26 protein-coding genes are annotated in these 25,182 nt (G+C 66.9%); 13 read left to right on the forward strand and 13 right to left on the reverse strand.

What is annotated here, in order from left to right; translation table 11 throughout:
• Positions 1–117: 117 nt before the first annotated feature.
• The 4 genes from ACO07H_RS08570 to ACO07H_RS08585 are packed head-to-tail and all read left to right on the forward strand — an operon-like array spanning position 118 to position 3,860.
• Positions 118–1,077 carry a branched-chain amino acid ABC transporter permease gene (locus ACO07H_RS08570; protein ID WP_422018612.1) on the forward strand — a complete coding sequence of 320 codons (960 nt, stop codon included), beginning with the start codon at positions 118–120 and terminating at the stop codon, positions 1,075–1,077.
• Between the two features lie 4 nt (positions 1,078–1,081).
• Positions 1,082–2,380 carry a branched-chain amino acid ABC transporter permease gene (locus ACO07H_RS08575; RefSeq protein WP_422013104.1) on the forward strand — a complete coding sequence of 433 codons (1,299 nt, stop codon included), beginning with the start codon at positions 1,082–1,084 and terminating at the stop codon, positions 2,378–2,380.
• Positions 2,377–3,153 (forward strand): ABC transporter ATP-binding protein, encoded by a 777-nt coding sequence (locus tag ACO07H_RS08580; RefSeq protein WP_422013106.1) that lies wholly within the window; start codon positions 2,377–2,379, stop codon positions 3,151–3,153. Before ACO07H_RS08575 ends, ACO07H_RS08580 begins: the two co-directional genes overlap by 4 nt.
• Positions 3,150–3,860, forward strand: a complete 711-nt coding sequence (locus ACO07H_RS08585) for an ABC transporter ATP-binding protein (RefSeq protein ID WP_422013108.1) — start codon at positions 3,150–3,152, stop codon at positions 3,858–3,860. The genes ACO07H_RS08580 and ACO07H_RS08585 overlap by 4 nt, the downstream gene beginning before the upstream one ends.
• Before the next feature lie 80 nt (positions 3,861–3,940).
• Here ACO07H_RS08585 and ACO07H_RS08590 read toward each other — a convergent pair whose 3' ends face one another.
• From ACO07H_RS08590 to ACO07H_RS08600, 3 genes are all read right to left on the reverse strand, one after another.
• Positions 3,941–4,492, reverse strand: coding sequence for a hypothetical protein (locus ACO07H_RS08590; protein WP_422013110.1), 552 nt, complete (start codon positions 4,490–4,492; stop codon positions 3,941–3,943).
• Between the two features lie 324 nt (positions 4,493–4,816).
• On the reverse strand, positions 4,817–5,650 hold the full coding sequence (locus ACO07H_RS08595) for a J domain-containing protein (protein ID WP_422013112.1): 834 nt from the start codon (positions 5,648–5,650) through the stop codon (positions 4,817–4,819).
• Positions 5,651–5,743: 93 nt separating this feature from the next.
• Positions 5,744–7,930: a sodium-translocating pyrophosphatase gene (locus tag ACO07H_RS08600; RefSeq protein WP_422013114.1), complete on the reverse strand. Its 2,187-nt coding sequence runs from the start codon at positions 7,928–7,930 to the stop codon at positions 5,744–5,746.
• Between the two features lie 156 nt (positions 7,931–8,086).
• On the opposite strand from ACO07H_RS08600, the gene ppa reads away from it, so the two are divergent.
• Entirely contained in the window at positions 8,087–8,617 is a 531-nt protein-coding gene (gene ppa / locus ACO07H_RS08605; RefSeq protein ID WP_422013116.1) for an inorganic diphosphatase, read from the forward strand.
• Between the two features lie 18 nt (positions 8,618–8,635).
• Here the strand turns inward: ppa and ACO07H_RS08610 are convergent, their stop codons facing one another.
• Entirely contained in the window at positions 8,636–9,916 is a 1,281-nt protein-coding gene (locus tag ACO07H_RS08610; RefSeq protein WP_422018613.1) for a GNAT family N-acetyltransferase, read from the reverse strand.
• Between ACO07H_RS08610 and ACO07H_RS08615 the strand changes: the two genes are divergently transcribed.
• Both ACO07H_RS08615 and ACO07H_RS08620 read left to right on the forward strand, forming a co-directional pair.
• On the forward strand, positions 9,915–11,585 hold the full coding sequence (locus tag ACO07H_RS08615) for an NAD+ synthase (RefSeq protein ID WP_422013118.1): 1,671 nt from the start codon (positions 9,915–9,917) through the stop codon (positions 11,583–11,585). The genes ACO07H_RS08610 and ACO07H_RS08615 overlap by 2 nt on opposite strands.
• 27 nt (positions 11,586–11,612) lie before the next feature.
• Complete coding sequence (locus ACO07H_RS08620; protein ID WP_268151514.1) at positions 11,613–11,951, forward strand: P-II family nitrogen regulator; 339 nt, start codon at positions 11,613–11,615, stop codon at positions 11,949–11,951.
• A 10-nt stretch (positions 11,952–11,961) separates the two neighbouring features.
• On the opposite strand, the gene ACO07H_RS08625 is transcribed toward ACO07H_RS08620, so the two are convergent.
• From ACO07H_RS08625 to ACO07H_RS08645, 5 genes are read right to left on the reverse strand one after another with little or no spacing between them, the layout of a single operon-like run.
• Positions 11,962–12,339: a diacylglycerol kinase gene (locus ACO07H_RS08625; RefSeq protein WP_422013121.1), complete on the reverse strand. Its 378-nt coding sequence runs from the start codon at positions 12,337–12,339 to the stop codon at positions 11,962–11,964.
• The gene (locus ACO07H_RS08630) at positions 12,336–12,848 is read right to left on the reverse strand and encodes an RDD family protein (protein ID WP_422013123.1); all 513 of its coding nucleotides are present in this window, start codon (positions 12,846–12,848) and stop codon (positions 12,336–12,338) included. Before ACO07H_RS08630 ends, ACO07H_RS08625 begins: the two co-directional genes overlap by 4 nt.
• Positions 12,845–13,696, reverse strand: a complete 852-nt coding sequence (locus tag ACO07H_RS08635) for a DUF3106 domain-containing protein (RefSeq protein ID WP_422013125.1) — start codon at positions 13,694–13,696, stop codon at positions 12,845–12,847. The genes ACO07H_RS08630 and ACO07H_RS08635 overlap by 4 nt, the downstream gene beginning before the upstream one ends.
• Positions 13,683–14,177 (reverse strand): DUF3619 family protein, encoded by a 495-nt coding sequence (locus ACO07H_RS08640; RefSeq protein ID WP_422013127.1) that lies wholly within the window; start codon positions 14,175–14,177, stop codon positions 13,683–13,685. The genes ACO07H_RS08635 and ACO07H_RS08640 overlap by 14 nt, the downstream gene beginning before the upstream one ends.
• Positions 14,174–14,740: an RNA polymerase sigma factor gene (locus tag ACO07H_RS08645; RefSeq protein WP_422013129.1), complete on the reverse strand. Its 567-nt coding sequence runs from the start codon at positions 14,738–14,740 to the stop codon at positions 14,174–14,176. The genes ACO07H_RS08640 and ACO07H_RS08645 overlap by 4 nt, the downstream gene beginning before the upstream one ends.
• 242 nt (positions 14,741–14,982) lie before the next feature.
• Here ACO07H_RS08645 and ACO07H_RS08650 point away from each other — a divergent pair, with 242 nt between their 5' ends.
• The 3 genes from ACO07H_RS08650 to ilvC all read left to right on the forward strand — a co-directional run bounded on the left by ACO07H_RS08650 (position 14,983) and on the right by ilvC (position 18,495).
• Positions 14,983–16,770, forward strand: coding sequence for an acetolactate synthase 3 catalytic subunit (locus tag ACO07H_RS08650; RefSeq protein WP_422013131.1), 1,788 nt, complete (start codon positions 14,983–14,985; stop codon positions 16,768–16,770).
• 163 nt (positions 16,771–16,933) lie between these two features.
• Positions 16,934–17,425, forward strand: coding sequence for an acetolactate synthase small subunit (gene ilvN / locus ACO07H_RS08655; RefSeq protein WP_422013133.1), 492 nt, complete (start codon positions 16,934–16,936; stop codon positions 17,423–17,425).
• A gap of 53 nt (positions 17,426–17,478) precedes the next feature.
• Positions 17,479–18,495: a ketol-acid reductoisomerase gene (gene ilvC / locus ACO07H_RS08660; RefSeq protein WP_422013135.1), complete on the forward strand. Its 1,017-nt coding sequence runs from the start codon at positions 17,479–17,481 to the stop codon at positions 18,493–18,495.
• 55 nt (positions 18,496–18,550) lie between these two features.
• Here the strand turns inward: ilvC and ACO07H_RS08665 are convergent, their stop codons facing one another.
• On the reverse strand, positions 18,551–19,060 hold the full coding sequence (locus ACO07H_RS08665) for a DUF1579 domain-containing protein (protein WP_422013137.1): 510 nt from the start codon (positions 19,058–19,060) through the stop codon (positions 18,551–18,553).
• 10 nt (positions 19,061–19,070) lie between these two features.
• A complete protein-coding gene (locus ACO07H_RS08670; protein ID WP_422013139.1) occupies positions 19,071–19,424 on the reverse strand; it encodes an NIPSNAP family protein in 354 nt (117 codons plus the stop codon).
• 77 nt (positions 19,425–19,501) lie between these two features.
• Between ACO07H_RS08670 and pssA the strand changes: the two genes are divergently transcribed.
• The 3 genes from pssA (at position 19,502) to ACO07H_RS08685 (ending at position 23,782) form a co-directional block, all read left to right on the forward strand.
• Positions 19,502–20,326 (forward strand): CDP-diacylglycerol--serine O-phosphatidyltransferase, encoded by an 825-nt coding sequence (gene pssA, locus ACO07H_RS08675; protein ID WP_422013141.1) that lies wholly within the window; start codon positions 19,502–19,504, stop codon positions 20,324–20,326.
• A gap of 217 nt (positions 20,327–20,543) precedes the next feature.
• Positions 20,544–22,244 carry a 2-isopropylmalate synthase gene (gene leuA / locus ACO07H_RS08680; protein WP_422018614.1) on the forward strand — a complete coding sequence of 567 codons (1,701 nt, stop codon included), beginning with the start codon at positions 20,544–20,546 and terminating at the stop codon, positions 22,242–22,244.
• Entirely contained in the window at positions 22,241–23,782 is a 1,542-nt protein-coding gene (locus ACO07H_RS08685) for a 2-isopropylmalate synthase (RefSeq protein WP_422013143.1), read from the forward strand. The genes leuA and ACO07H_RS08685 overlap by 4 nt, the downstream gene beginning before the upstream one ends.
• A gap of 12 nt (positions 23,783–23,794) precedes the next feature.
• Here the strand turns inward: ACO07H_RS08685 and ACO07H_RS08690 are convergent, their stop codons facing one another.
• Positions 23,795–24,187, reverse strand: a complete 393-nt coding sequence (locus ACO07H_RS08690; RefSeq protein WP_422013145.1) for a DUF1801 domain-containing protein — start codon at positions 24,185–24,187, stop codon at positions 23,795–23,797.
• A 52-nt stretch (positions 24,188–24,239) separates the two neighbouring features.
• On the reverse strand, positions 24,240–24,929 hold the full coding sequence (locus ACO07H_RS08695; RefSeq protein WP_422013147.1) for an N-acyl amino acid synthase FeeM domain-containing protein: 690 nt from the start codon (positions 24,927–24,929) through the stop codon (positions 24,240–24,242).
• Between the last annotated feature and the right edge of the window lie 253 nt (positions 24,930–25,182).

Raw genomic sequence — 25,182 nt, forward strand, 5'->3', positions numbered from 1 at the left:
TACGCAATCTGAGCCAACCGCTGCCCCTGTTTTACAACGTTCGCCCTCGGGATCAGCTACTTGGATCAAGTCTTCATCAACCTGCTGAACGGCCTGTCCTCCGGCCTGCTGCTGTTCATGCTCAGCTCCGGCCTCACGCTGATCTTCAGCATGATGGGCGTGCTGAACTTCGCGCACGCCAGCTTCTACATGGTGGGTGCCTACGTCGCCTACTCGCTGGTCGGCATCGTCGGCTTCTGGCTGGCGCTGCTGCTGGCGCCGCTGGCGGTGGGGCTGATGGGCGCGGGCTTCGAGCGCATCGCGCTGCGGCGCGTGCACAAGTTCGGCCACGTGCCGGAGCTGCTCATCACGTTCGGCCTGTCGTACGTGGTGCTGGAGCTGGTGCAACTGGTCTGGGGTCGCACGGCCGTGCCGTTCACGCCGCCCGCACTGCTGGAAGGCTCGGCCTTCACCGTCGTCTCCCACGCGCAGCAAGGCATGTCGCTGATGCTGGGCAAGGCGCCGCCTGACGTCTGCGCCGCGGCGAGCTGTTCGACGTTCCCGGCCACCAAGGCCTTCATGATGCTGGTGGCGCTGCTGATGCTGCTGGCGCTGTGGCTGCTGCTGACGCGCACCCGCGTGGGCTTGGTCATCCAGGCTTCGCTGACGCACCCGGAGATGGTCGAAGCGCTGGGCCACAACGTGCCGCGCGTGCTGATGCTGGTGTTCGGCAGCGGCTGCGCGCTGGCCGGGCTGGCCGGCGTCATCGGCGGCATCACCTTCGTGACCGAGCCCAACATGGCGGCCTTCATCGGCGCCATCATCTTCGTGGTGGTGGTCGTGGGCGGCATCGGCTCGCTGGCCGGCGCCTTCGTCGGTTCCATCGTCGTGGGTCTGCTGCAGACGCTGCCGCTGACCATCAACGGCTCGCTCGCCACCTTCCTGACCCACCTGGGCTTCACCGTCACGCAGGCCACGCCGGGCTACCCGCTGCTGCGCCTGACGATGGCCGAGGTGGCGCCCATCCTGCCTTACTTGCTGATGGTGCTGATCCTGATCTTCCGGCCCAAGGGCCTCCTGGGCACGCGCGAAGACTGAACCGATGAGCAAGTCCAAGGAATTCCATTTCAAGCCGTACAACGTCGGGCGCTGGGTCATCTGGGGCTTGTTCGCCCTGATCCTGCTCGTCGCGCCGCGCATCTGGACCAGCGGCCTCGCGCAGACCATGCTCACGCAGATGGGCATCGGCGTCATCGCCTGCCTGGCCTACAACATCCTGCTGGGGCAGGGCGGCATGCTGAGCTTCGGCCACGCCGTCTACAGCGGCATGGGCGCCTTCCTCGCCATCCACACGCTGAACATGGCGGGTGCGGGCACGCTGGGCATCCCGGTCAGCCTGATCCCGCTCGTGGGCGGCCTGGCCGGCCTCGTCTTCGCGGCATTGCTGGGCTACATCTCCACCAAGAAGTCCGGCACGCCGTTCGCGATGATCACGCTGGGCATCGGCGAACTGGTCTACGCGCTGGCGCTGATGCTGCCCGAGTTCTCGGGCGGCGAGGGCGGTGTGTCCAGCAACCGCGTCATCGGCCAGCCGGTCATGGGCATCACGTTCGGGCCGCAGATCCAGGTCTACTACCTCGCGGCCGTCTACTGCTTCATCTGCACGGCCGCCATGTTCGCGCTGACGCGCACGCCGCTGGGCCGCATGCTCAACGCGGTGCGCGACAACCCCGAGCGTGTCGAGTTCGTGGGCTACGACACGCACTGGGTGCGCTTCATGGCCTTCACGATCTCGGGCTTCTTTGCCGGCATCGCCGGCGGCCTGGGCGCCATCAACACCGAGATCGTCAACGGCAGCGATGCGCTGCACGCGGCGCGCTCCGGCGCCTACCTGCTGTTCACGTTCCTCGGCGGCGCGACCTTCTTCTTCGGTCCCATCATCGGCGCCGTGCTGATGGTGTTCTGCGGCGTGATGCTGGCGGAGCTGACCAAGGCCTGGCTGCTCTACCTGGGCCTGATCTTCCTGTTCATGGTCATGTATGCGCCGGGGGGCTTTGCCAGCCTCATCCTGATGAACCTGCGCGTCGCCGCGTTCGGCCGGCTCAAGGCGATCTGGACGTCCTACCTCGCGCTGGCCGGCACCGCGCTGGTGGCGCTGGTGGGCGCGGCGACCATGATCGAGATGCTGTACCACCGCCAGCTCAACGAGGCGCTGGGGCCGCAGCTGCGCTTCATGGGCGCCACGCTCAACAGCGCGGGGCTGGACGCCTGGTTCGGCGCCGGCCTGCTGGTCGTCGTCGGCGTGGCGCTGTTCGAGCTGGTGCGCCGCCACTACGTGAACGAGTGGGGCGAGATCCAGGAAGACATCGAGAAGGAAATCAAGCGGAGGGAAGCGCTGTGAGCAGCACCCATGCCCTCGAGCTGCGCGACGTGCGCAAGAGTTTCGGCAAGAGCGAAATCATCCGCGGCGCCAAGCTGGCCGTGCAGGCCGGCGAACGTGTCGCCATCATCGGCCCCAACGGCGCGGGAAAAAGCACGCTGTTCAACCTGATCAGCGGCCGCTTCGCGCCCACGTCCGGCGAGATTCACCTGCACGGCAAGCGCATCGACGGCAAGAAGCCCTACGAGATCAACCGCCAGGGCCTGTCGCGCAGCTTCCAGGTGTCCAACCTGTTCACGCGGCTGTCGGTGTTCGAGAACATCCGCTGCGCCGTGCTGTGGAGCCTGGGCCACCGCTATGCATTCTGGAAGTTCCTCGCCGACCTGGATGATGCCAACGAGCGCAGCGAGCAGATCCTGGAGATGATCAAGCTCGACAAGAAGCGCGACGTGCTGGCCATGAACCTCACCTACGCCGAGGCGCGGGCGCTGGAGATCGGCATCACCATCGCGGGCGGCTCCAGCGTCATCCTGCTGGACGAACCCACGGCCGGCATGAGCAAGAGCGAGACCAAGCGCTTCATCCAGCTCATTCGCGACGTGACCGTGGGCAAGACGCTGCTGACCGTGGAGCACGACATGGGCGTCGTGTTCGGCCTGGCCGACAAGATCGCCGTGCTGGTCTACGGCGAGGTCATCGCCTTCGACACGCCGGACGCCGTGCGGGCGAATCCGCGCGTGCAGGAGGCCTACCTCGGCTCGGTCCTGGCCGAAACGCAAGCGGCGGCAGCATGAGCAGCGGACGTGAACTGAAACTGGACAACGTCCACGCCTTCTATGGCAAGAGCCACGTGCTGCACGGCGTCAGCCTGCAGGTGAACCCTGGCGAGATCGTCAGCCTGCTGGGCCGCAACGGCGCGGGCCGCTCGACGATGGTCAAGACCATCATGGGGCAGGTCGACGCCAAGGGCTCGGTCAGGTTCGGCGACGTCGAGCTGGTGGGCCGCAAGGCCTACGAGATCGCGCACCTGGGCCTGGGCTACGTGCCCGAGAACCGCGACATCTTCCCCAAGCTCACGGTGCACCAGAACCTGATGCTGGGCGAGAAGACGAAGAACAAGAAGCCGCGCTGGAGCTTCGAGGACATGTACCGCATGTTCCCGCGCCTGCAGGAACGCCAGCACACCGAGGCGGGCGTGCTGTCTGGCGGCGAGCAGCAGATGCTGACGCTGTGCCGCACGCTGATGGGCGACCCCGACCTCATCATGATCGACGAGCCGACCGAGGGCCTGGCGCCCAAGATCGTCGAGCTGGTGGCCGAGTACCTCAAGGAGCTGAAGAACCGCGGCATCGCGGTGCTGCTGGTGGAGCAGAAGCTGGCCATCGCGCTGGAGATTTCCGAGCGCTGCTACGTGATGGGCCATGGCCGCATCGTCTTTGAGGGCACGCCGGCCGAGCTGCGCGGCAATGCCTACGTCCGCAAGGAATGGCTGGAGGTGTAGGCCGGGGGCGTCGCGTCCTGGACGCCAAAAGAAAACGGCGCCGCAAGGCGCCGTTTGCACGTGAGACGGCTGACGGCCGGTCAGCGCTGGCCGAACTGGCGGCGGCGCACCACAGCCAAGCCTGCGAGGCCCAGGGCCATCAGCAGGTACGTCTGCACTTCGGGTACCGCCGTTGTGATGCTCGGGCCGGCAATGGTCGTGCTGTAGGCGCCGGCATCGGGCAGGTCAAAACCGGTGACCACGTAGATGTAGGTCGTGCCAGCGGTCAAGGCGACTTCAAAGCCGGACGCGTAGAAACTGTTGCCGAAGATCAGGTCGTCATTGGCAATCACGCCGTTGGATGTGGCATCGGCCGGGTTGAAGCTGCCTTGATACAGGAAGACGAACGAATCGAACGCCGCCGTCGTGTTGAAGATGTAGTCGCCGCTGAGCGACACCGTGAAGGTGTAGGCCGTGTACGGGTTGGCCGTGCCAACCCCGCTCAGGGCGGAGAAATCCTCCACGGCGCGATTGAAGGTGGGCGCGCCGGTGGTGCTGCCGGAGATGACCTGGAACGACACAGCGTGGGCCAGCGAGGCCACGGCATAGGACAGGACGATGGCCGCAGCCGATGCGAATGCACGGAGTTTCATGACAATTTCCTCCTCAAGACGCCAACGCTGGCCTGCTTCGGTTGGCTGGAATCGACAAGGCCGGAATCAATGTAATGGAGCGAGGCTTGGCTCGCACCATGGGTTACCGCACCCACCCCCTGAATGAAGGTTGCCAAATCGTCGCCAAGTTAGGGGTCCCGCTGGAGGTGGCACCAGTTTGGACGAAATCTCCAAGGGTATCCCCTGAATTTCCCTGTTCGGGGCGCTTTTTGGTGCGCGTGCCGCGCGCCGTTCACCGCTGCTGAAGACGCCAGATCGCTGTCACCAGGCTGTCGCGCTTCGGCTTCCGGCGCCTGCCCGGGCCTACCGCCCGGCCGCGCGCAGGTAGCGCTTGCGCAGGAAGTCCGCTGCCAGACTGGCGTCGCTGCCCACCCGCTCGCCGATGTAGAGCTCCTGGCGCCGCTCGGCGATCTGTGAGCGCAGCCGCGCGGCCATGATGTCCAGGGGGCGCATGCCCCCCGCTTCTGCGCGTTCGATGGCGATGCGCAGTGCGTGCATCTGCAGGCTTTGCAGCCAGACCATCTGCGCCTGCACGACGCGGATGCGCCCCTGCACGAGGTGCTCGCACAAGCCCAGCCAGGCACGCACTGCGTCAGCGGGGCCGCCGATGACCTTCTCGGGCAGTTCGCCCGCTGCCAACAGCAGCGTTTCGAGCTTTCGCCGGTCGCCGCTGGCGTAGGCGTCGTTGACGGCCATCATGCGTTGCTCGCAGACGTCGCGCTCCGGGCCTTGCGGCGCCAGGTCCGGGTGAAAGCGCATGGCCGCGCGCCGGTACAGCGTCTTCAGGCTGGGTGGCGGCAGGTCGGTCATGGGGCCCGTGGGCTCGGGCGGCAGTGGCACGGCGTCGGGCAGCGCGGCGATGTCGGGCCAGGGTTTCGCGCGGGCAGGTGTCGGCCTGGGGGTGTCCAGGCCCTGGCGCTGGAGGGCGTCGTGCAGCAGCAGGGTGGCCTGATGGAGCTGGGCTTCGAGCTCGTCGAGCTCGCGCATCAACGGCCCCAGCGCTTCAAGATAGCGGTGCCGAAAGCCCAGCAGCTTGGCACGGGCGCCGTCGTGGTCGGCTTCCAGCACGGCGAGGTAGCGCTGCAGGTCGTGCAACTGCTCGCGCCGTCGCGTCAGTTCGTGCTGGGTGATCGCCATGCCTGCCATGGCGTCAGATTCTGCCGTCTGGCCGACAGGGAAACGGCCCGCAAACCGGAGATTTGCGGGCCGTTACACCGGGCTTTCGGGCGACTACTGCGATGCGGCGGAGGCCGGCATCTCGACCAGGCTCGCGGCAGGCGCCGCCGCCGGGGCGGGCTCGCTCGCCACCAGCGCCGGGGCCGCCACGGGCCCGGGTGCCCTGCTGCCCGCTGTCATCGGCAACAGCGGCACGATGAGCAGCGCCACGATGTTGATGATCTTGATCAGCGGGTTCACGGCCGGGCCGGCGGTGTCCTTGTAGGGGTCGCCCACGGTGTCGCCGGTGACGGCGGCCTTGTGCGCCTCCGAGCCCTTCTTGTGCAGCACGCCCTTGTCGTCGGTGAAGCCTTCTTCGATCAGCTTCTTGGCGTTGTCCCAGGCGCCGCCGCCGGTGCACATCGAAATGCCGACGAAGAGACCGGTCACGATGGTGCCCATGAGCAGACCGCCCAGCGCCGCCGGGCCGAGCACCAATCCCACGATGATGGGCGCTGCCACAGGCAGCAGCGACGGCACGATCATTTCCTTGATCGCGGCGGTGGTCAGCATGTCGACCGCGGCGCTGTAGTCCGGCTTGCGTTGGCCCGCCATGATGGCGCCATCGGCGAACTGCTTGCGCACCTCCACGACGACGGCCCCCGCTGCCCGCCCCACGGCCTCCATTGCCATCGCGCCGAACAGGTAGGGGATGAGGCCGCCGAGGAAGAGCCCGAGGATGACCTTGTGGTCCGACAGGTCGAAGCTGACGTGCATGCCGCGTGCTTCCAGTGCATGCGTGTAGTCCGCAAACAGCACCAGCGCGGCCAGGCCGGCGGAGCCAATGGCATAGCCCTTGGTGACGGCCTTGGTGGTGTTGCCCACCGCGTCCAGCGGGTCGGTGACGTCGCGCACGCTGGCGGGCAGTTCCGCCATTTCGGCGATGCCGCCGGCGTTGTCCGTGATGGGGCCGTAGGCGTCCAACGCGACGACGATGCCGGCCATGCTGAGCATGGAGGTCGCCGCCACGGCGATGCCGTACAGGCCGGCCAACTCATAAGCTGCGTAGATGGCCGCGCAAATGAAGAGCACCGGGAACGCGGTGGACTTCATCGACACCCCCAGGCCCGCGATGACGTTGGTGCCGTGGCCGGTCGTGGACGCCTGCGCCACGTGCTGTACGGGGTGGTACTGCGTGCCGGTGTAGTACTCGGTGATCCACACCATCGCGGCCGTCAGCACCAGGCCGACCGTGCAGGCGCCGAACAGCGCCATCGCGGTCGTCGTGCCACCGGCGGTCAGCTCGATGGGCCCCGGGAACATCGCCCTGGTCACGAAGAAGAAGGCGATCAGGCTCAGCACGCCGGCCACGATGAGGCCCTTGTACAGCGCCGGCATCACGTTCTTCATGCCGGGGCTGGCCTTGACGAAGTAGCAGCCGATGATGGAGGCGATGATGGACACGCCGCCCAGCGCCAGCGGGTAGACCACGCCGGCCAGGGCGCTCGTGCCGGTGATCATCAGCGCGCCCAGCGCCATCGCGGCGATCAGCGTGACCGCGTAGGTCTCGAACAGGTCGGCCGCCATGCCGGCGCAGTCGCCCACGTTGTCGCCCACGTTGTCGGCGATCACGGCCGGGTTGCGCGGGTCGTCCTCGGGGATGCCGGCTTCCACCTTGCCGACCAGGTCGGCGCCCACGTCGGCGCCCTTGGTGAAGATGCCGCCGCCCAGGCGCGCAAAGATCGAGATCAGCGACGAGCCGAAGGCCAGGCCCAGCATGGGCTTGAGCGCCGTGCTGTCATGCCCGCCACCGATGGCGAGATAAAAGCCGCCCACGCCCAGCAGGCCCAGGCCCACCACCAGCATGCCGGTGATGGCGCCGCCCTTGAAGGCCACGTCCAGCGCGGGGCCTATGCCTTTCGTGGCCGCCTGCGCGGTGCGGACGTTGGCGCGCACCGAGATGTTCATGCCGATGAAGCCGCAGATGCCCGACAGCACTGCGCCCACGACGAAGCCGATGGCCGTCGTCGTGCCCAGGCCCGACACCGCGATGGCGATGGCCAGCACGACACCGACCACCGCGATGGTGCGGTACTGCCGGCCGAGGTAGGCAGCGGCACCCTGCTGGATCGCCGCGGCGATCTCCTGCATGCGGGCGTTGCCGGGGTCTTGACTCAAGATCCAGCTTCGTTGGATGAAGCCATAGAGAACGGCCGCGAGGCCGCAAGCCAGCGCGAAATACAGCGCCATTTCCGTCGACATGAATGAGTCTCCTGTGTAGCTGTGCTGTCATGTGTCCCGCGCGGGTTGCGCCGGGCGTCGCGCGTCGGAGCTTACGGGCCGGTCAGGGCGGGCGGTTGAGCGTTTACCAGCAAATCTAGAATGCGGGTTTTCCTTAGCTCCTAAAACACGACGACCATGAGCCTGCACAACGTGACCCCCGGCGCCAAGGCGCCCGACGAGTTCAACGTGATCATCGAGATCCCGATGAACGCCGACCCGATCAAGTACGAGGTGGACAAGGACAGTGGCGCGCTGTTCGTGGACCGCTTCCTGACCACACCGATGTACTACCCGTGCAACTACGGCTACATCCCCCGCACGCTGGCGGACGACGGCGACCCGGTCGACGTGCTGGTCATCACCCCGTTCGCGCTGACGCCCGGCGTCGTCGTGACCTGCCGGCCGCTCGGCGTGCTGATGATGGACGACGAGGCCGGCGGCGACGCCAAGCTGCTCGCCGTGCCTACCAGCAAGATCCTGCCGATGTACGACCACTGGCAGAAGATCGAAGACGTGAACCCGGCGCGCCTGGCCGCGATCCAGCATTTCTTCGAGCACTACAAGGACCTGGAGAAGGGCAAGTGGGTCAAGGTCAAGGGCTGGGAAGGCCCGGAGAAGGCCAAGTCCGAGATCACCGAAGGCCTGGCCAACTACAACAAGGCCTGAAGCCGCCGCTGTCCCGGTTCAAGACGCCGCATCCGCGGCGTCTTTTGTTTGTGTTGCCGCATCCGCAGAGTCTTTTGTTTGTGCTGCCGCATCAGCGACGTCTTTTGTTTGCGCTGCCGCATCCGCTGCGACTGGTCGTTTGAACGGCGCATGCTCTTTGAGTTCGTCGATGTAGCCACTCATCGCCTCGCCCTCGCGGGCCAGGAACTCATCGACCGCGTCCGCGAACGACGGGTGGGCCAGCCAGTGGCTGGAGGCCGTCGGCGTGGGCATCAGCCCGCGTGCCATCTTGTGTTCACCCTGCGCACCGCCCTCGAAGCGCCGGTAGCCGTGAGCGATGCACCAGGCCAGCGGCTGGTAGTAGCAAGCGTCGAAGTGCAGGTGGGGGATGTGCTCCACCGCGCCCCAGTAGCGGCCGAAGGCGGCGCGGCGAGAAGGGTCGAGCGCGATCAGCGACATGGCGACGCGCTCACCCCCGCGGCGTGCGGTGAACATCAGCCAATGCGCCGGCATCTCCACTGCCATGCGCGCGAAGAAATCGCGCTTCAGGTAAGGCGTGCTGTGGTGCTCGCGGTAGGTCTGCTGGTAGCAGCGGTAGAAGAAGTCCCAGTCCTCGCCGGTCATCTCTGTCCCTGCACGGGCCTCGAAGACGACGCCTGCCTCGCGCACGCGGCGCTGCTCCTGCTGGATCTTCTTGCGCTTGTCGCGGTGCAGCCGTGCCAGGAAGGCGGCGAAGTCGGCGTCACCCTGGGCCGTCCAGTGGAACTGCAAGCCGTGGCGCGCCGTGCAGCCCGCCTGGGCGAGCGCAGCCTGGTCGGCGTCGTCGCCGAACAGCACATGCAGCGACGACGCGTCGGTCTCCTTCGCCAGCGCCCGCAGCGCCTGCGCGAGCAGCGCGCGTGCGTCGTCGTCCACCGCCAGCAGCCGGCTGCCCGGCACCGGCGTGAACGGCACGGCGACCAGCAGCTTGGGGTAGTAGCTCAAGCCGTGGCGGTGGTAGGCGTCGGCCCAGGCCCAGTCGAACACGTATTCGCCGTAGCTGTGCGCCTTCAGGTAGGCCGGGCAGGCGGCCAGCAGTTCGTCGCCGCGCCACAGCGACACGAATTGCGGCTGCCAGCCCGTCCCGGCCACGGCGCTGCCGCTGGCGTGCAGCGCGCGCAGGTAGGCCAGGCGCATGAAGGGCGTGGGCCGGGCCTGAGCGGCGAGCAGCGCGTCCCACGGGCCATCGGGCAGCGCCGCGGGCGAGTCGTCGACCCGAATGACAATGCTGTTCTCGTTCGCTGAATTGCTGTCGCCCATGTCCTCGCCCTTGAAGATCGCCCTGGCCCAGATCAACGTCATCGTTGGCGACCTGGCGGGCAATGCGGACCGCATCATTGCGCAAGCGCGCACGGCGCACTCGGCTGGGGTTGATCTGCTGGTGACGCCCGAGCTGGCGCTGTGCGGCTACCCCCCGGAAGATTTGCTGCTGCGCCCGGCCTTCCTGGCCGGCTGCGACGAGCAGCTGGAGCGCATCGCCGCCGAGCTGGCCGACCTGCCCGGTCTGCAGGTGGTGGTGGGCCACCCGACGGCGCGTGAGGACGGCGTGATGCGCGAGCGCAGCTGGTCGCTGCCGCCCTGCCTGAATGCTGCCTCGGTACTGGCCGGCGGGCGCGTGCTGCAGACCTACGTCAAGCGCGAGCTGCCCAACTACCAGGTGTTCGACGAGCGCCGCTACTTCTACTCGGGCCGCGACGCCGGCCTGCTGCCCGTCGTCTTCGATGTGCGCGGCCTCAAGGTCGGCCTGCTGATCTGCGAGGACGCCTGGTTCGACGAGCCCGCGGCCGCCGCCAAGGCCGCAGGCGCACAGGCGTTGTGCGTCATCAACGCGTCGCCGTTCCACGTGGGCAAGGTGGCGGAGCGCGAGGCGCGCATGGCCGAGCGCGCACGTGCCACCGGCTTGCCGCTGCTGTACGCCCACGTCGTGGGCGGGCAGGACGAGATGGTGTTCGACGGCGCGTCCTTCGCCATGCAGGCCGACGGCACGCTGGCCGTCCGCGCGGCGATGTTCGAGGAGGCGCTGGTCGTCGTCGAGCTGGACCCGTCGACCCGGCGCCTGGCCGGCCGGATCGTGCCCGAGCCCGAGATGGAGGCGCAGGTCTGGCAGGCCCTGGTCACCGGTGTGCGCGACTACCTGGGCAAGAACGGCTTCCCCGGTGCGATCCTGGGCCTGTCCGGCGGCATCGACTCGGCGTTGGTGCTGGCCATCGCCGTCGATGCGCTGGGCGCCGACAAGGTGCGCGCCGTGATGATGCCGTCGCCTTACACGGCCGACATCTCCTGGATCGACGCGCGCGACATGGCCGAGCGTCTGGGCGTGCGCTACGACGAGAAGTCCATCGTGCCGATGTTCGATGCCTTCAACGCGGCGCTGGCCGACGAGTTCAAGGACCTGCCGCTTGACGCGACCGAGGAGAACATCCAAGCGCGCATCCGCGGCACGCTGCTGATGGCGCTGTCCAACAAGTTCGGCAGCATCGTGCTGACGACGGGCAACAAGAGCGAGATGGCGACCGGCTACTGCACGCTGTACGGGGACATGGCCGGCGGCTTTGCCGTCATCAAGGACGTGGCCAAGACGCTGGTCTTTCGCCTCGCGCGCTGGCGCAACGCGCAAGGGCCCGAGATCATCCCGGACCGCATCATCACGCGCCCGCCCTCGGCGGAACTGCGCCCCGACCAGAAGGACGAGGACAGCCTGCCGCCTTACCCGGTGCTGGACGCCATCCTGGCCCGCTACATGGAGCAGGACGAGTCCATCGCCGACATCGTGGCCGCCGGTTTCAAGCCCGAGGACGTCGAGCGCGTGACCCGGCTGATCAAGGTCAACGAGTACAAGCGCCGCCAGGCGCCGGTGGGCATCCGCATCACCCACCGGGGTTTCGGGCGTGATTGGCGTTACCCGATCACCTCCAGGTTCCGTGCGTAAACTCGGACCCGACAACCGGAGCCCGTCATGAAGCAGATCACCGCCATCATCAAACCCTTCAAGCTCGACGAAGTGCGCGAGGCGCTGGCCGAGGTGGGCGCGTCGGGCCTGACGGTCACCGAGGTCAAGGGCTTCGGCCGCCAGAAGGGCCACACCGAGCTCTATCGCGGCGCGGAGTACGTCGTGGACTTCCTGCCCAAGGTCAAGGTCGAGGTGGTCGTGAAGGACGACGAGGTGGACCGCTGCATCGACGCCATCCTGAAGGCGGCCAAGACCGGCAAGATCGGCGACGGCAAGATCTTCGTCGTGCCCGTGGAGCAGGTCATCCGCATCCGCACCGGCGAGACGGACGAAGCCGCCGTCTGAACGCAGCGCCTCAGCGCAGGTGCTGCCAGGCGGCGGCGCCCCAGATGCCGGCGGCCAGCAGCAGCGACAGCAGCACCGCGGCGCTGGCGATGTCCTTGGAGCGCTTGGACAGGTCGTGCATCTCGAACGACACGCGGTCGATGGCGGCCTCGATGGCGGAGTTCAGCAACTCGACGATGAGGACGATCAGCAGCGAACCCAGCAGCAGCGCGACCTGCACCCAGTCGCGGCCCAGCAAGAAGGCCAGCGGTGTGGCCACGATGACCAGCCAGGTCTCCTGGCGGAAGGCGCTTTCACCGGTGTAGGCGGCTTTCAGGCCTGCCCAGGAGTAGCCGGTGGCGTGAAGGATTCGATCCAGGCCCGTGCGGCCCTTGTGCGGATTGCTCATGAACGCCGAGGAAGCTGGGTGACGATGCGCGAGCCGCTGATCGTATCGTGCAGGAATTGCCGCTGCGGGTGCAGCCGCGCGATCAGCAGATAGGCCAGCATGCCCGCGAGGAGGCTGCCGAAAATGGCGCCGCCGCCGTGAAGTTCCAGCGCCCAGACGCTGACCAGGGCAGGCAGGAACCACAGCCAGCCCAGCAGGTAGCGAACGAGCGCACGGCTGGCGTGCAGCGGCTGGCCGGCGGCATCCACCACGCGCAGATGCCAGGTCTTCATGGCCAGCGTCTGGCCCGAGTGGGTCCAGAAACCGACGAAGTAGACGCCGAGCACGATGAACAGGAACACGCCCAGGCCGGTGCGGCCCTGCATGGCGTGCTGCTGGCGTGTCAGCACCGAGTAGAGGAACCCGGTGAAGAAGATGACGCCGAACAGCAGCACGCCTTCGTACAGGAAGGCCGCAAGGCGCCGCGCCAGGCCCGCGGGCGCGGCGCCCGTGTCCGCCTGCACCGTCATCGTTGCGGTTCGGACGCGGAGGGCGCCTTCAGCGACTTGGGCAGCAGCGTGCGGGCGTCCACCAGCGACGGATCGGCCACGACCTTGGCCTTGCCGGCGGCCTGGTAGCTGGGGCGCAGCGTCGCCCGTGTGATCAGGACGGTGCTGGCGCCGGGCTTGGCCTGCAGCAGGCTGCCCGTCACCGGCGTGGGCGCCACGAGCTTGGGTGCGTCGGGTACCGTGTTGGACTTGGCCTGTGCCGACAGCATCTTGGCGCTGTGCCCCGATGCGGCGGCCTGCGCCTTGCGACGCGCGGCGGCCTTGTCGGCCAGTTCCTGGCGCCGTTCCGCGGGCAATGCCTGGTAGGCCTCCCACTTGGCCTGGCGCTGCTCGGCGTCGACCTGCTTGGCGATCTGGAATGCCACGCGCGCGTCCCGGCGCTCGGCCGGCGACATCTTGGACCAGCCGCGCATGCGTTCATGCAGGCGGGACAGTTCCGGCTCGGGCAATGTCGCGAGCATGGGCGCGGCATTGACCCACTTGCTGCGTTGCGACGGGCTAAGTTCCTTCCAGTCATCTTCCAGCGGTGCCAGCAGCCGGCGTTGGCTGGGCGTCAGCTCTCGCCAGGTCGGCGCGGAAGCCAGCGCGGACGGCAGCGGAGTCGCGGCAGAAGATGTCGCGACCAGCGGCTTTGGTTTGGGCTTGGGCGCAGGAGTGACGCTCGCGGCGGCCTGCGGCGCCGACGCGGCATCGGCAATGGTTTGCCCAAAAGCAGAAAGCCCCACTGCGCTGAGCAGCAGGGCAATCAGCAAACGGTGTGGCGGAGTGAGTGGCGTATTTGCCCAGATCATGCGGTCATTCTTGCCCATCTTGCAGGAACTCCGCGAAACCCGGGTCGCTGAATGCGGCGGGCGGCAGGTTGTCGCTCAGCAGGGCCGTGTCCACTTCGGCGGCGGCCACGAGTTGCTCGTGGATCTGGCTTTGCTGCATCAGCAGCAGACCGGCGATCAGGGCCAGCAACGGCAGCGCGGAGACGAGCTTGGCCCACAGCCCACCCTCCTTGCCACCCATGCCGGGGCCGCCCATCTGGCCGCGCGTGCCGCCGGCCAGCGCCAGCGTCGAACCCACCTGCACCACGGCAGGGCTGGCGGGCGCAGTGGCGGTGCGGGCAGCGCGTGCCTGGGTCGCGCGGGTGAGCGCCTGCTCACGGGCAAAGCGCAGGCGCTCCGTCACGTCGTGCGGCAACGCTGCGCTGCGTTCCGTGAGGCCGGCAGCAATCTGCTGGCCGAATCGCGTCACGCGAGCGTCCAGGTCAGCGGGCAGGGCGGAAAGATTTTGCGGCGACTTCATAGCGTGATCCCCTTGGCCTTAAGAGACTTTGCCAATGCGTGAACGGCTCGGGAGCAATGCGTTTTCACGCTGCCCTCGGAGCAGCCCATCACGGCGGCGGTCTCTGCAACATCCAGTTCCTCCCAGTAACGCAGCAGGAAGGCTTCCCGTTGACGGGCCGGCAGCTGTTCTACTTCCGCTTCGATTCGCTGCAAGATCTGCGCCCGGCTGACCTCGTCGGCGGCGCTCAGCGCACCCAGGGCGCCTTCCTGGGATTCGAGGACTTCCAGCAGGTCGAAATCCTCATCCGACGAGTTCCCCTCGAAGTCGGACATGTTGGTCATGACCGCGTTGCGCGTCTTCTGCCGCCGGAAATAGTCCATCGTCGCGTTGGACAGGATGCGCTGAAACAACAGCGGCAGCTCGGCGGCAGGGCGGTCGAAATAGTTCTCGGCCAGCTTGATCATGGCGTCCTGCACGATGTCCAAGGCGGCATCGTCATCGCGAACGACGTAGGCCGTGCGTTTGAAGGCACGGCGGTCCACGTTGCGCAGGAAATCGTTGAGTTCTTTATCGGTGGCCAAGGCTTGAGGCTATCCGGACAGCAACAGAAATTATCGCATCGGCAACTGCATTCGTCTCATACGAAGGCTTGCGCGATTCTGGCCGGCATAATGCGGTTTCGCTTAACGCGTCATCTGGTCCTTCGGTGGCCGCCCGACTGGGGCCCCATCTGTTGACCGCGCAGGTTCCGAGTTCGCCTCACGAGGGCGCAAGGAGGAGCACCGATGGTTTTTCGTCAGAGAAATTCACTGAGGTTCTGAAAATGGACATGTCTGCCGCGGAAATCAAGCGCGCCGCCCTGGCGCAGCCGACTTCCTCTACTCCCCCCAATTCCACCGCGGAGCTCAACGGCTCCGAGATCCTAGTTCGCTGCCTGCAGGCCGAAGGGGTGTGCCATCTCTGGGGTTACCCCGGCGGCGCGGTGCTCTACATCTACGACGCGCTCTACAAGCAGGACAGCATCCAGCACGTGCTGGTGCGCCATGAGCAGGCCGCCGTGCATGCCGCCGACGGCTTCGCCCGCGCGAGCGGCGAGGTGGGCGTTGCGCTGGTCACGTCCGGCCCGGGTGTGACGAATGCCATCACCGGCATCGCGACCGCGTACATGGACTCCATCCCGATGGTCATCATCACGGGACAGGTCCCCACGCCGGCCATCGGCCTGGACGCGTTCCAGGAGTGCGACACCGTCGGCATCACGCGGCCCATCGTCAAGCACAACTTCCTCGTGAAGGACGTGCGCGACCTGGCCGTGACGCTGAAGAAGGCCTTCCACATCGCCCGTACCGGTCGCCCCGGCCCGGTCGTCGTGGACATTCCCAAGGACGTGTCGCTGGCCAAGACCACGTTCAGCTACCCCGAGCGCATCGAGATGCGCTCGTACAACCCGGTCAAGAAGGGCCACAGCGGCCAGATCCGCAAGGCCGTGCAGTTGCTGCTGCAGGCCAAGCGGCCTTACATCTACACCGGCGGCGGGGTCATCCTCGGCGAGGCCACCGCGGAACTGCGCCAGTTGGTCGACTTGCTCGGCTTCCCCTGCACCAACACGCTGATGGGCCTGGGCGCGATGCCCGGCACCGACCCGCGCTTCCTGGGCATGCTGGGCATGCACGGCACCTACGAGGCCAACATGACCATGCAGAACTGCGATGTTCTGCTGGCCGTGGGGGCACGCTTCGACGACCGCGTCATCGGCAACCCCAAGCACTTCGGCTCTGTCGAGCGCAAGATCATCCACGTGGACATCGACCCGTCGTCGATCTCCAAGCGCGTGCGCGTGGACATCCCCATCGTCGGCGACGTGAAGGACGTGCTGCAGGAACTGATCGTGCAGATCAAGGATGCGCAGGCTCGGCCGGATGCGGGCGCCCTCAACGCGTGGTGGAACCAGATCAACGAATGGCGCAGCCGCGACTGCCTGGCCTACAAGGGCTCGGACGAGGTCATCAAGCCGCAGATGGTGGTAGACACGCTGTGGAAGCTCACGCGCGGCCGCGACACCTACATCACCAGCGACGTCGGCCAGCACCAGATGTGGGCCGCGCAGTACTACAAGTTCGACGAGCCGCGCCGCTGGATCAATTCCGGCGGTCTGGGCACCATGGGCGTGGGCCTGCCCTACGCGATGGGCATCAAGCTCGCCAAGCCGGATTCGGACGTGTTCTGCATCACCGGCGAGGGCAGCATCCAGATGTGCATCCAGGAGCTGTCGACCTGCTTCCAGTACAAGACGCCGGTCAAGATCGTCTCGCTGAACAACCGCTACCTCGGCATGGTGCGCCAGTGGCAGCAGCTGGACTATGGCGGCCGCTACTCGCACAGCTACATGGACGCGCTGCCCGACTTCGTGAAGCTCGCCGAGGCCTATGGTCATGTGGGCATCCTGGTCGAGAAGCCCAGCGACGTGGAACCGGCGCTGAAGGAAGCGATGCGCCTCACCGACCGCACCGTGTTCCTGGACATCCGCACCGATCCGACCGAGAACGTCTGGCCCATGGTCAAGGCGGGCAAGGGCATTTCGGAGATGCTGCTGGGCTCGGAAGACCTGTGAGCGACTGAAGCCGCGGGTCTTGGTGCGCGTTACCGCGTGCACTGAGGCCGGCGGCGCAAGGCGGACACAGCCGACGAAGGCAGCCCTTTTAACGATTCGAACCCGCCGCCAAGGTGCCGTGGTTACCGCCCCGGCCACTGAAGAGCGCGAAGGACGACATCCCATGAAACACATCATTGCTTTGCTCATCGAGAACGAGCCGGGTGCGCTGTCGCGCGTCGTGGCGCTGTTCTCGGCCCGCGGCTACAACATCGAGAGCCTCACCGTCGCCCCGACGGAAGATGCGTCGCTCTCCCGCATGACCATCGTCACCACCGGCAGTGACGAGGTCATCGAGCAGATCACCAAGCACCTGAACCGCCTCATCGAGGTCGTGAAGGTCGTCGACCTCACCGAGGGCAACTACACCGAGCGCGAACTCATGCTCATCAAGGTGCGCGCCGTCGGCAAGGAGCGCGAGGAGATCAAGCGCACTGCCGACATCTTCCGCGGCCGCGTCATCGACGTGACCGAGAAGACCTACACCATCGAATTGACCGGTGACGCTGTGAAGCTCGATGCCTTCATCGATGCCATCGACCGCGCGTCCATCCTCGAAACCGTCCGCACGGGTGCCAGCGGCATCGGCCGCGGCGAGCGCATCCTGCGCGTCTGATCCGTCTTCACACCCCACGCTATTCAAAGTTTTTTCCTGGAGCACGACCCATCATGAACGTCTACTACGACAAGGACGCCGATCTCAGCCTCATCAAGGGCAAGAACGTCACCATCATCGGCTACGGCTCGCAAGGCCACGCCCACGCGCAGAACCTCAACGACAGCGGCTGCAAGGTCACCGTCGCATTGCGCAAGAGCGGCGCGTCGTGGTCCAAGGCCGAAGGCGCGGGCCTGAAGGTCGCCGAGATCGCCGACGCCGTGAAGACCGCCGACGTGGTCATGATCCTGCTGCCCGACGAGCAGATCGCCGACGTCTACAAGAACGAGGTCGAGCCCAACATCAAGGAAGGCGCGTCGCTGGCCTTCGCGCACGGCTTCAACGTCCACTACGGGCAGGTCCAGCCGCGTGCCGACCTGGACGTCTGGATGGTCGCCCCCAAGGCCCCCGGCCACACGGTGCGCAACACCTACCGCCAGGGCGGCGGCGTGCCTCACCTGATCGCCATCTACCAGGACAAGACCGGCAAGGCCCGTGACCTGGCCTTGAGCTACGCCGCAGCCAACGGCGGCGGCAAGGCCGGCATCATCCAGACCTCGTTCCGCGAGGAGACCGAGACCGACCTGTTCGGCGAGCAGGCAGTCCTCTGCGGCGGCGCCGTGGAACTGATCAAGGCGGGTTTCGAGACGCTGACGGAAGCCGGCTATGCGCCCGAGATGGCCTACTTCGAATGCCTGCACGAGCTCAAGCTCATCGTGGACCTGATCTACGAAGGCGGCATTGCGAACATGAACTACTCGATCTCGAACAACGCCGAGTACGGCGAGTACGTCACCGGCCCCAAGGTCGTCACCGAGGCGACCAAGAACGCGATGCGCCAGTGCCTGAAGGACATCCAGACCGGCGAATACGCCAAGAGCTTCATCCTCGAGAACAAGGCCGGCGCCCCGACGCTGATCAGCCGCCGCCGCCTGACGGCCGAGCACCCCATCGAGCAGGTCGGTGAGAAGCTGCGCGAGATGATGCCTTGGATCAAGGCGAACAAACTGGTGGACAAGGCGAAGAACTGATCGCCTGGTCATGAACCGCGAAGGCCGGTGCCGCGAGGTGCCGGCCTTTGTTCTTTCAGAGCGGGCCGCGCGCTGCGGCGTTCAAGCGGATGAACAGCATCCGCCAGTTCGTCTCCCAGGTCTGGCCGCCATCCGGCGAGAACGCCTGCTCCCAGCGTGGATGGCCGTCGTTGCCAATGTGCCAGGTGAATCGCACGCGGATGTGCCGGCCGTCCAGCGTGTCGTCGGCATGGAACACGCCTACGCCGTGCTCGAACGCGCCGCGCACCGGCACGTCCAGCGCATGGGGCGCCCGGCTGTCCAACCACCAGATGGCCCACTGGCCCGTCGCGGCGTCGAACGAGCGCATGGCAGCCGCGCGATACGGCCCGCTCGGCAGATGCAGCAGGTTGTCTTCCAGGTTGCCCCAGCCGCCCAGGATCCTGCGCGTCGACGTGCGGCCTTCGAAGCGCGTCCATTCGGTGCAGCCGGCCAGCCGCGCATTCAGCCGCTCGTGCAGCACGCGCCAGTCGCCGATGATGAAATCGAAGTCCGCCGGGGCGGCGGGGTCCAGGTCTTGGGGCATGGCATTGATCTCACAGTTGGTGGTTGCACCGCAACGCGTCGACGGCCGCTTCGGGCAGCCAGAGCAAGGTGTTGAGGTAGGTGTCCAGGCAGGCCACGAGCTGTTCACGCGGGCCTTCGCGCCATGCGGGCGAGCCGTAGAAGGCGTCCTGCTGAGCGGCCAGTTGCTCACGGCTGCCGAAGGCACGGATCAGGAAGAAGCTGGTCTGCTCGTGGTCCGAGCGGCCGAACGCCACGACGTCCATGCCGCTGGCGCTTACCAGGGGCAAGGCCTCGCGCATGGCCGCGACGAAGCGTTGCGCGCCATCGGGCAAGTCGGGTGAGTCGGCCTTCAGCCGGTAGGTACGGACTTCGATGAGCTTCACGGTGCGGCGGCCTTCTGTCGGTTTCGGCCATGCTAGGAACCTCGTGGGCCGAGATCTGTCAGCTATCCTGCCGCCCTATGAGCCCTGACCCCATCGACGACGACGAGCCCAGCACCGTCGGCCGCCCTCGCCGCAAAGGCATCTACGCGCTGCCCAATGCGATCACGCTGGGCGCGCTGTTCAGCGCGTTCTATGCCATCGTCATGGCCATGAACGGCCGCTTCGAGGTGGCGTGCGTGGCGATCTTCGCCGCCGCCGTCCTCGACAGCCTGGATGGCCGCGTCGCCCGCATGACCAACACGCAGTCGGCCTTCGGCGAGCAGATGGACAGCCTGTCCGACATGGTGGCCTTCGGCGCCGCGCCGGCACTGATCGTCTACATGTGGGCGCTCAAGGACATGGGCAAGCCGGGCTGGATCCCGGCCTTTGTCTACATCGCTGGCGCCGCGCTGCGGCTGGCGCGTTTCAATGTGAACATCGGCGTCGTCGACAAGCGCTATTTCCAGGGCCTGCCCAGCCCCGCGGCGGCGGCCATCGTCATGGGGCTGATCTGGTGCGCGATCGACGCGCCCTGGTACACCGGCGTGAGCAACATGCCCTGGCTGCGTTGGACGGCGTTCGGCGTGACCTTGTTCGCCGGCCTTTCGATGGTCACGAATGCACCCTTCTACAGCTTCAAAGTCTTCGACCGGCGGCGCAGCGTGCCCTTCATCGTGCTGGTGGTCATCATGCTCGGCATCGGCCTGATCGCCCTCGATCCGCCCACGGTGCTGTTCGCGATCTTCTGCCTGTACGGGCTGTCCGGCTATGTGATCTATGGCTGGCGCAAGTCCAAGGGCAAGCAGGTCAGCGTGATCTCCACGAGCACCGACGAGCCCGATGAACGTGGCTTGCACCAGTAGCCTTTCGTGCTAGATTCCCGACCCATGAGCCGCGCCACGCGAATTAGCCTGCTACCAGCCCTAGAGGAACCACGGGTTCGCTAGTCAGCCACGCCTATACGCTCACACCGCACTTAGCGCTCAAACTGATCCCAACGGCCCGTATGCAACCGCAGCGGGCCGTTCGTGTTTTCAAAGGCTGCTGGTTGCGCCCACCCCTTCGGATGGACTCACCATGATGTTGAAGCAACCGCAGCTCAAGTACCGCCAATTCCCTCGCGTCTCCCAAGCCGCCCTGCCGGACCGTACCTGGCCCGACGCCGTGCTGACCCGCGCGCCCATCTGGCTGAGCACGGACCTGCGCGACGGCAACCAGGCGCTCATCGAGCCCATGGACATCGCCCGCAAGCTGCGCATGTTCCAGCAACTCGTGAAGATCGGCTTCAAGGAGATCGAGGTCGGCTTCCCTTCCGCGTCGCAGACCGAGTTCGACTTCGTGCGCCTGCTCATCGACGGCGGGCATATCCCGGACGACGTGACCATCCAGGTGCTGACCCAGGCGCGCTCGCACCTCATCGAGCGCACCTTCGAGGCGCTGGACGGCGCCAGGCAGGTGATCGTGCATGTCTACAACGCCGTGGCGCCCGTCATGCGCCGCGTGGTGCTGCAGCAGGACGAGGACGGCATCGTCGAGCTGGCCACCACGCATGCCCGCCAGATCAAGGCACTGGCCGCCGCGCATCCCGCCACCGACTGGCGCTTCGAGTACTCGCCCGAGATGTTCTCCGGCACGGAGCTGGCCTTCAGCAAGCGCGTGGTGGACGCCGTGACTTCGGTGTGGGAACCGACGCCCGAACGCAAGTGCATCGTCAACCTGCCCTCCACGGTGGAGCACAGCACGCCCAACATCTTTGCCGACATGATCGAGTGGATGCACCGCCATCTGCAGCGCCGCGACAGCATCGTCCTCTCCGTGCACCCCCACAACGACCGCGGCACCGGCACGGCCGCTGGCGAATTCGCGCTGATGGCCGGCGCGGATCGCGTCGAGGGCTGCCTGTTCGGCAACGGCGAGCGCACCGGCAACGTCGACCTCGTCAACATCGCGCTCAACCTCTACACCCAGGGCGTGGACCCTCAGCTCGATTTCTCCGACATCGACGAGGTGCGCCGCTGCGTCGAGCACTGCACGCAGATCGCGGTGCACCCGCGTCACCCCTATGTGGGCGACCTGGTCTACACGTCGTTCTCGGGCTCGCACCAGGACGCCATCAAGAAGGCCTTCGCCGCCCGCAAGGACGGCGAGATCTGGGACATGCCCTACCTGCCCATCGACCCCAAGGACCTGGGCCGCAGCTATGACGCCGTCATCCGCGTGAACAGCCAGTCCGGCAAGGGCGGCATCGCCTACCTGCTGGAGGCCGAGTACGGCCTGGAGCTGCCGCGCCGCCTGCAGATCGAGTTCAGCCAGGTCGTGCAGGCCGTCATGGACGACGCCGGCAAGGAGCTGAGCGCTGCCGACCTCTACGCCATCTTCGAGCGCGAATATGCCATCGGCGATTCGCAGGCCAGCGTGATGCAACCGCAAATGATGGAGCAGCCAGGCGGCGGCATGCGTGTGTCCGCGGAGGTCGTGCTGGGCGACTGGGTGGGCCGCGTGCAGGGGGAGGGCAACGGCCCGATCGAAGCCTTCGTCAACGCACTGGCCGAGCGCGCTGGCATCTCCGTGCGCGTGCTGGACTATCACGAGCACGCCATCGGCAGCGGCGCCGACGCGCGTGCGGTGGCCTACCTGGAGTTGCGCGTGGGTGACGAAACCCGCCACGGCGTGGGCATCGATGGCAGCATCGTGCGTGCGTCCATGCAGGCCATCTTGAGCGGCCTGCGCCGCACGCCGGCCTTCACGATGCCGCACCAGCAGGAACACACACCATCATGAGCGACAAGCTGATCATCTTCGACACGACGCTGCGCGACGGCGAGCAGTCCCCCGGTGCGTCCATGACGCGCGAGGAGAAGCTGCGCATCGCCCGGCAGCTGGAGCGCATGAAGGTGGACATCATCGAGGCCGGTTTTGCCGCCTCCAGCAACGGCGACTTCGAGGCCGTCAAGGCCATCGCCGCGGCGGTGAAGGACAGCACCGTCTGCTCGCTGGCCCGCGCCAACGACCGCGACATCGCCAAGGCTGCCGAAGCGCTGGCGCCGGCGCAGCGCGCGCGCATCCACACCTTCATCGCCACCAGCGAACTCCACATGGAGAAGAAGCTGCGCATGACCCGCGAGCAGGTGCTGGAGCAAGCGACGCTGGCCGTGCGCTTCGCGCGCAACCTGTGCGGCGACATCGAGTTCTCGCCGGAAGACGGCTACCGCTCCGACATGGACTTCCTCGCACGCGTCTGCGAGGCCGTCATCAAGGAGGGCGCTGGCACCATCAACATCCCCGACACGGTCGGCTATGCCATCCCCGAGCTGTACGGCGACTTCATCCGCCGCCTGCGCGAGAAGGTGCCCAACTCGGATCAGGCCATCTGGAGCGTGCACTGCCACAACGACCTGGGCATGGCCGTCGCCAACTCGCTGGCCGGCGTGAAGATCGGCGGCGCCCGCCAGGTGGAATGCACCATCAACGGCCTGGGCGAGCGCGCCGGCAACTGCTCGCTGGAAGAAGTGGTGATGGCCGTGCGCACCCGGCGCGACTACTTCGGGCTGGACGTGGGCCTGGACGCCACGCAGATCGTGCCCGCCTCCAAGCTCGTGTCGCAGACCACCGGTTTCGTCGTGCAGCCCAACAAGGCCGTGGTGGGCGCCAATGCGTTCGCGCACGCCAGTGGCATCCACCAGGACGGCGTGCTCAAGGCGCGTGACACCTACGAGATCATGCGCGCCGAGGACGTGGGCTGGGCCGCCAACAAGATCGTGCTGGGCAAGCTCTCAGGCCGCAACGCCTTCAAGCAGCGGCTGCAGGAGTTGGGCATCCAGCTGGAGAGCGAGACCGAGGTCAACGCCGCATTCCAGCGCTTCAAGGACCTGGCCGACCGCAAGAACGAGATCTTCGACGAGGACATCCTCGCCCTTGTCATGGACGAGTCCGTCATCAACGACGTCGAGCATTACCGGCTGCTGTCGCTGGCCCAGCGCAGCGAGACGGGCGAGCGCCCGCATGCGGCCATCGTCTTCGCCGTGGGCCACCAGGAACACCGCGCCGAGAGCGACGGCAACGGCCCGGTGGATGCCACGCTGCAGGCCATCGAATCGGTGGTGCAGTCCGGCGCCGAGATGCTGCTGTACTCCGTCAACGCGATCACCGGCGGCAGCACCGAGTCGCAAGGCGAGGTGACGGTGCGGTTGCAGCACGCGGGTCGCGTGGTGAATGGCGTGGGCGCCGACCCGGACATCGTCGTGGCCTCGGCGAAGGCCTACCTGAGCGCGCTGAACAAGCTGCAGAGCAAGATGGAGCGGGTGGCGGCGCAAGGCTAGGGCACTTCGCCCTTATTTCTTCCCGGACTGGTTCAGCGTCACTGCGGCGCGCAACAGCGTCTTCAGCGCGACCTTGTCCGGCTTGTCGCCTTCCTTGAAATCGATCGCGCGGCGCACGTTGCCTTCCAGGCTGGCGTTGAAGAGCTTTTTCGGGTCGGGCAGCGACGCGCCCTTGGGGAAGGTCATCTTCACGGCGGCCTTGTAGGCCTCGCCGGTGCAGACGATGCCGTCGTGCGACCAGACCGGGTTGTTCCACTTCCACTCTTCGACGATGTCGGGGTCGGCCTCGTGGATCAGCGCGCGCAGCGCAGCCAGCGTTTCGCCGCGCCAGCCGCCGAGGCTGGCGATGCGTTCGTCGATGAGGGCGGACGCGGGTGTGGTGTCGGTGGATGCGCTCTTGCTCATGGCGGCCTCGTGGATGCGTGGCCGCAAGCCTAGCGCGCCGGCCGCCCTGGGCTTACTGCAACCTCGCCAGCATGGTGGCTTCGGTCGCCTCGTCCCAGGCCAGCGGGTAGAAGGTGCGTGCCGCCGCCTGCATGCCTGGCTGGCCGCCCCACAGTGCGATCTGTTCGCGCACATCGGCGAAGGCGATGCTCATCAGCACGGCCGGCGCTTCGACGCGCGGGTTGTGGCGCGCGGCGGTCAGCGGCCGCAGGCCCAGGCAGCGTCGGTAGAAGGGCACGTGTCGCGGGTTGACCTCGATGACGAGCCGGTCGCAACCCGCCCGACGGTGCGCGTGCAGGTAGCCGAGGTGGAAGATCTGGGCCAGCACACGTTTGGGGTCGTGGGAATGCCGGTCGACCGCCAGGCCGCCGAATTCGCACAGCCGCGTGCCGGCCGCGCGCCATTCGTCCAGTTCGGCACCGAACAGCAGATCGGCATGCAGGCCACCCGCACCGTCGAAGCGCACGGACAGCGTGCCGACGATCTCGTCGCCGTCACGTGCCGTGCAGACGATGTCGCCACCGTCGTCGCGGCTGCTGTAGCGCTCGCGCGTCGTGACGAGGCCGCGGTCGCCGTAGCGGCGCTCCACGAGGTCGAGCGCGTCGCCGTCGAGCCCGCCGAAATCGCTGGTCATCTCCAGCGGCGGTGCACCGCGCAAGGTGGCCAGGGACGAGCGGCGGTTCGCTTCAAGGGTGGGGATCATCAACAAGCATCCTGAGCGCTGAGTGCGCGAGGCGCGAGTCTAGGAACGCAACGGCAGGGGCGGCCGTGATCTCACAGACCGATACACGCGATGGCGGCGGAGCATGAGATTTCTCACGCGGGGCCAGGCCTGAACGCCCTGCGCATTCGGCAATGCGCTATGTGCCTGTGCGCACAGACGCTGATCGGCCGCCCGCCTACCGTGGTATCGCAGGGGTGGTGCGTCGCCGCCCGCTGATGCGTTGTCGCCGGCA

The organism is Roseateles sp., assembly GCF_965229315.1.
GTDB lineage: Bacteria > Pseudomonadota > Gammaproteobacteria > Burkholderiales > Burkholderiaceae_C > Pelomonas.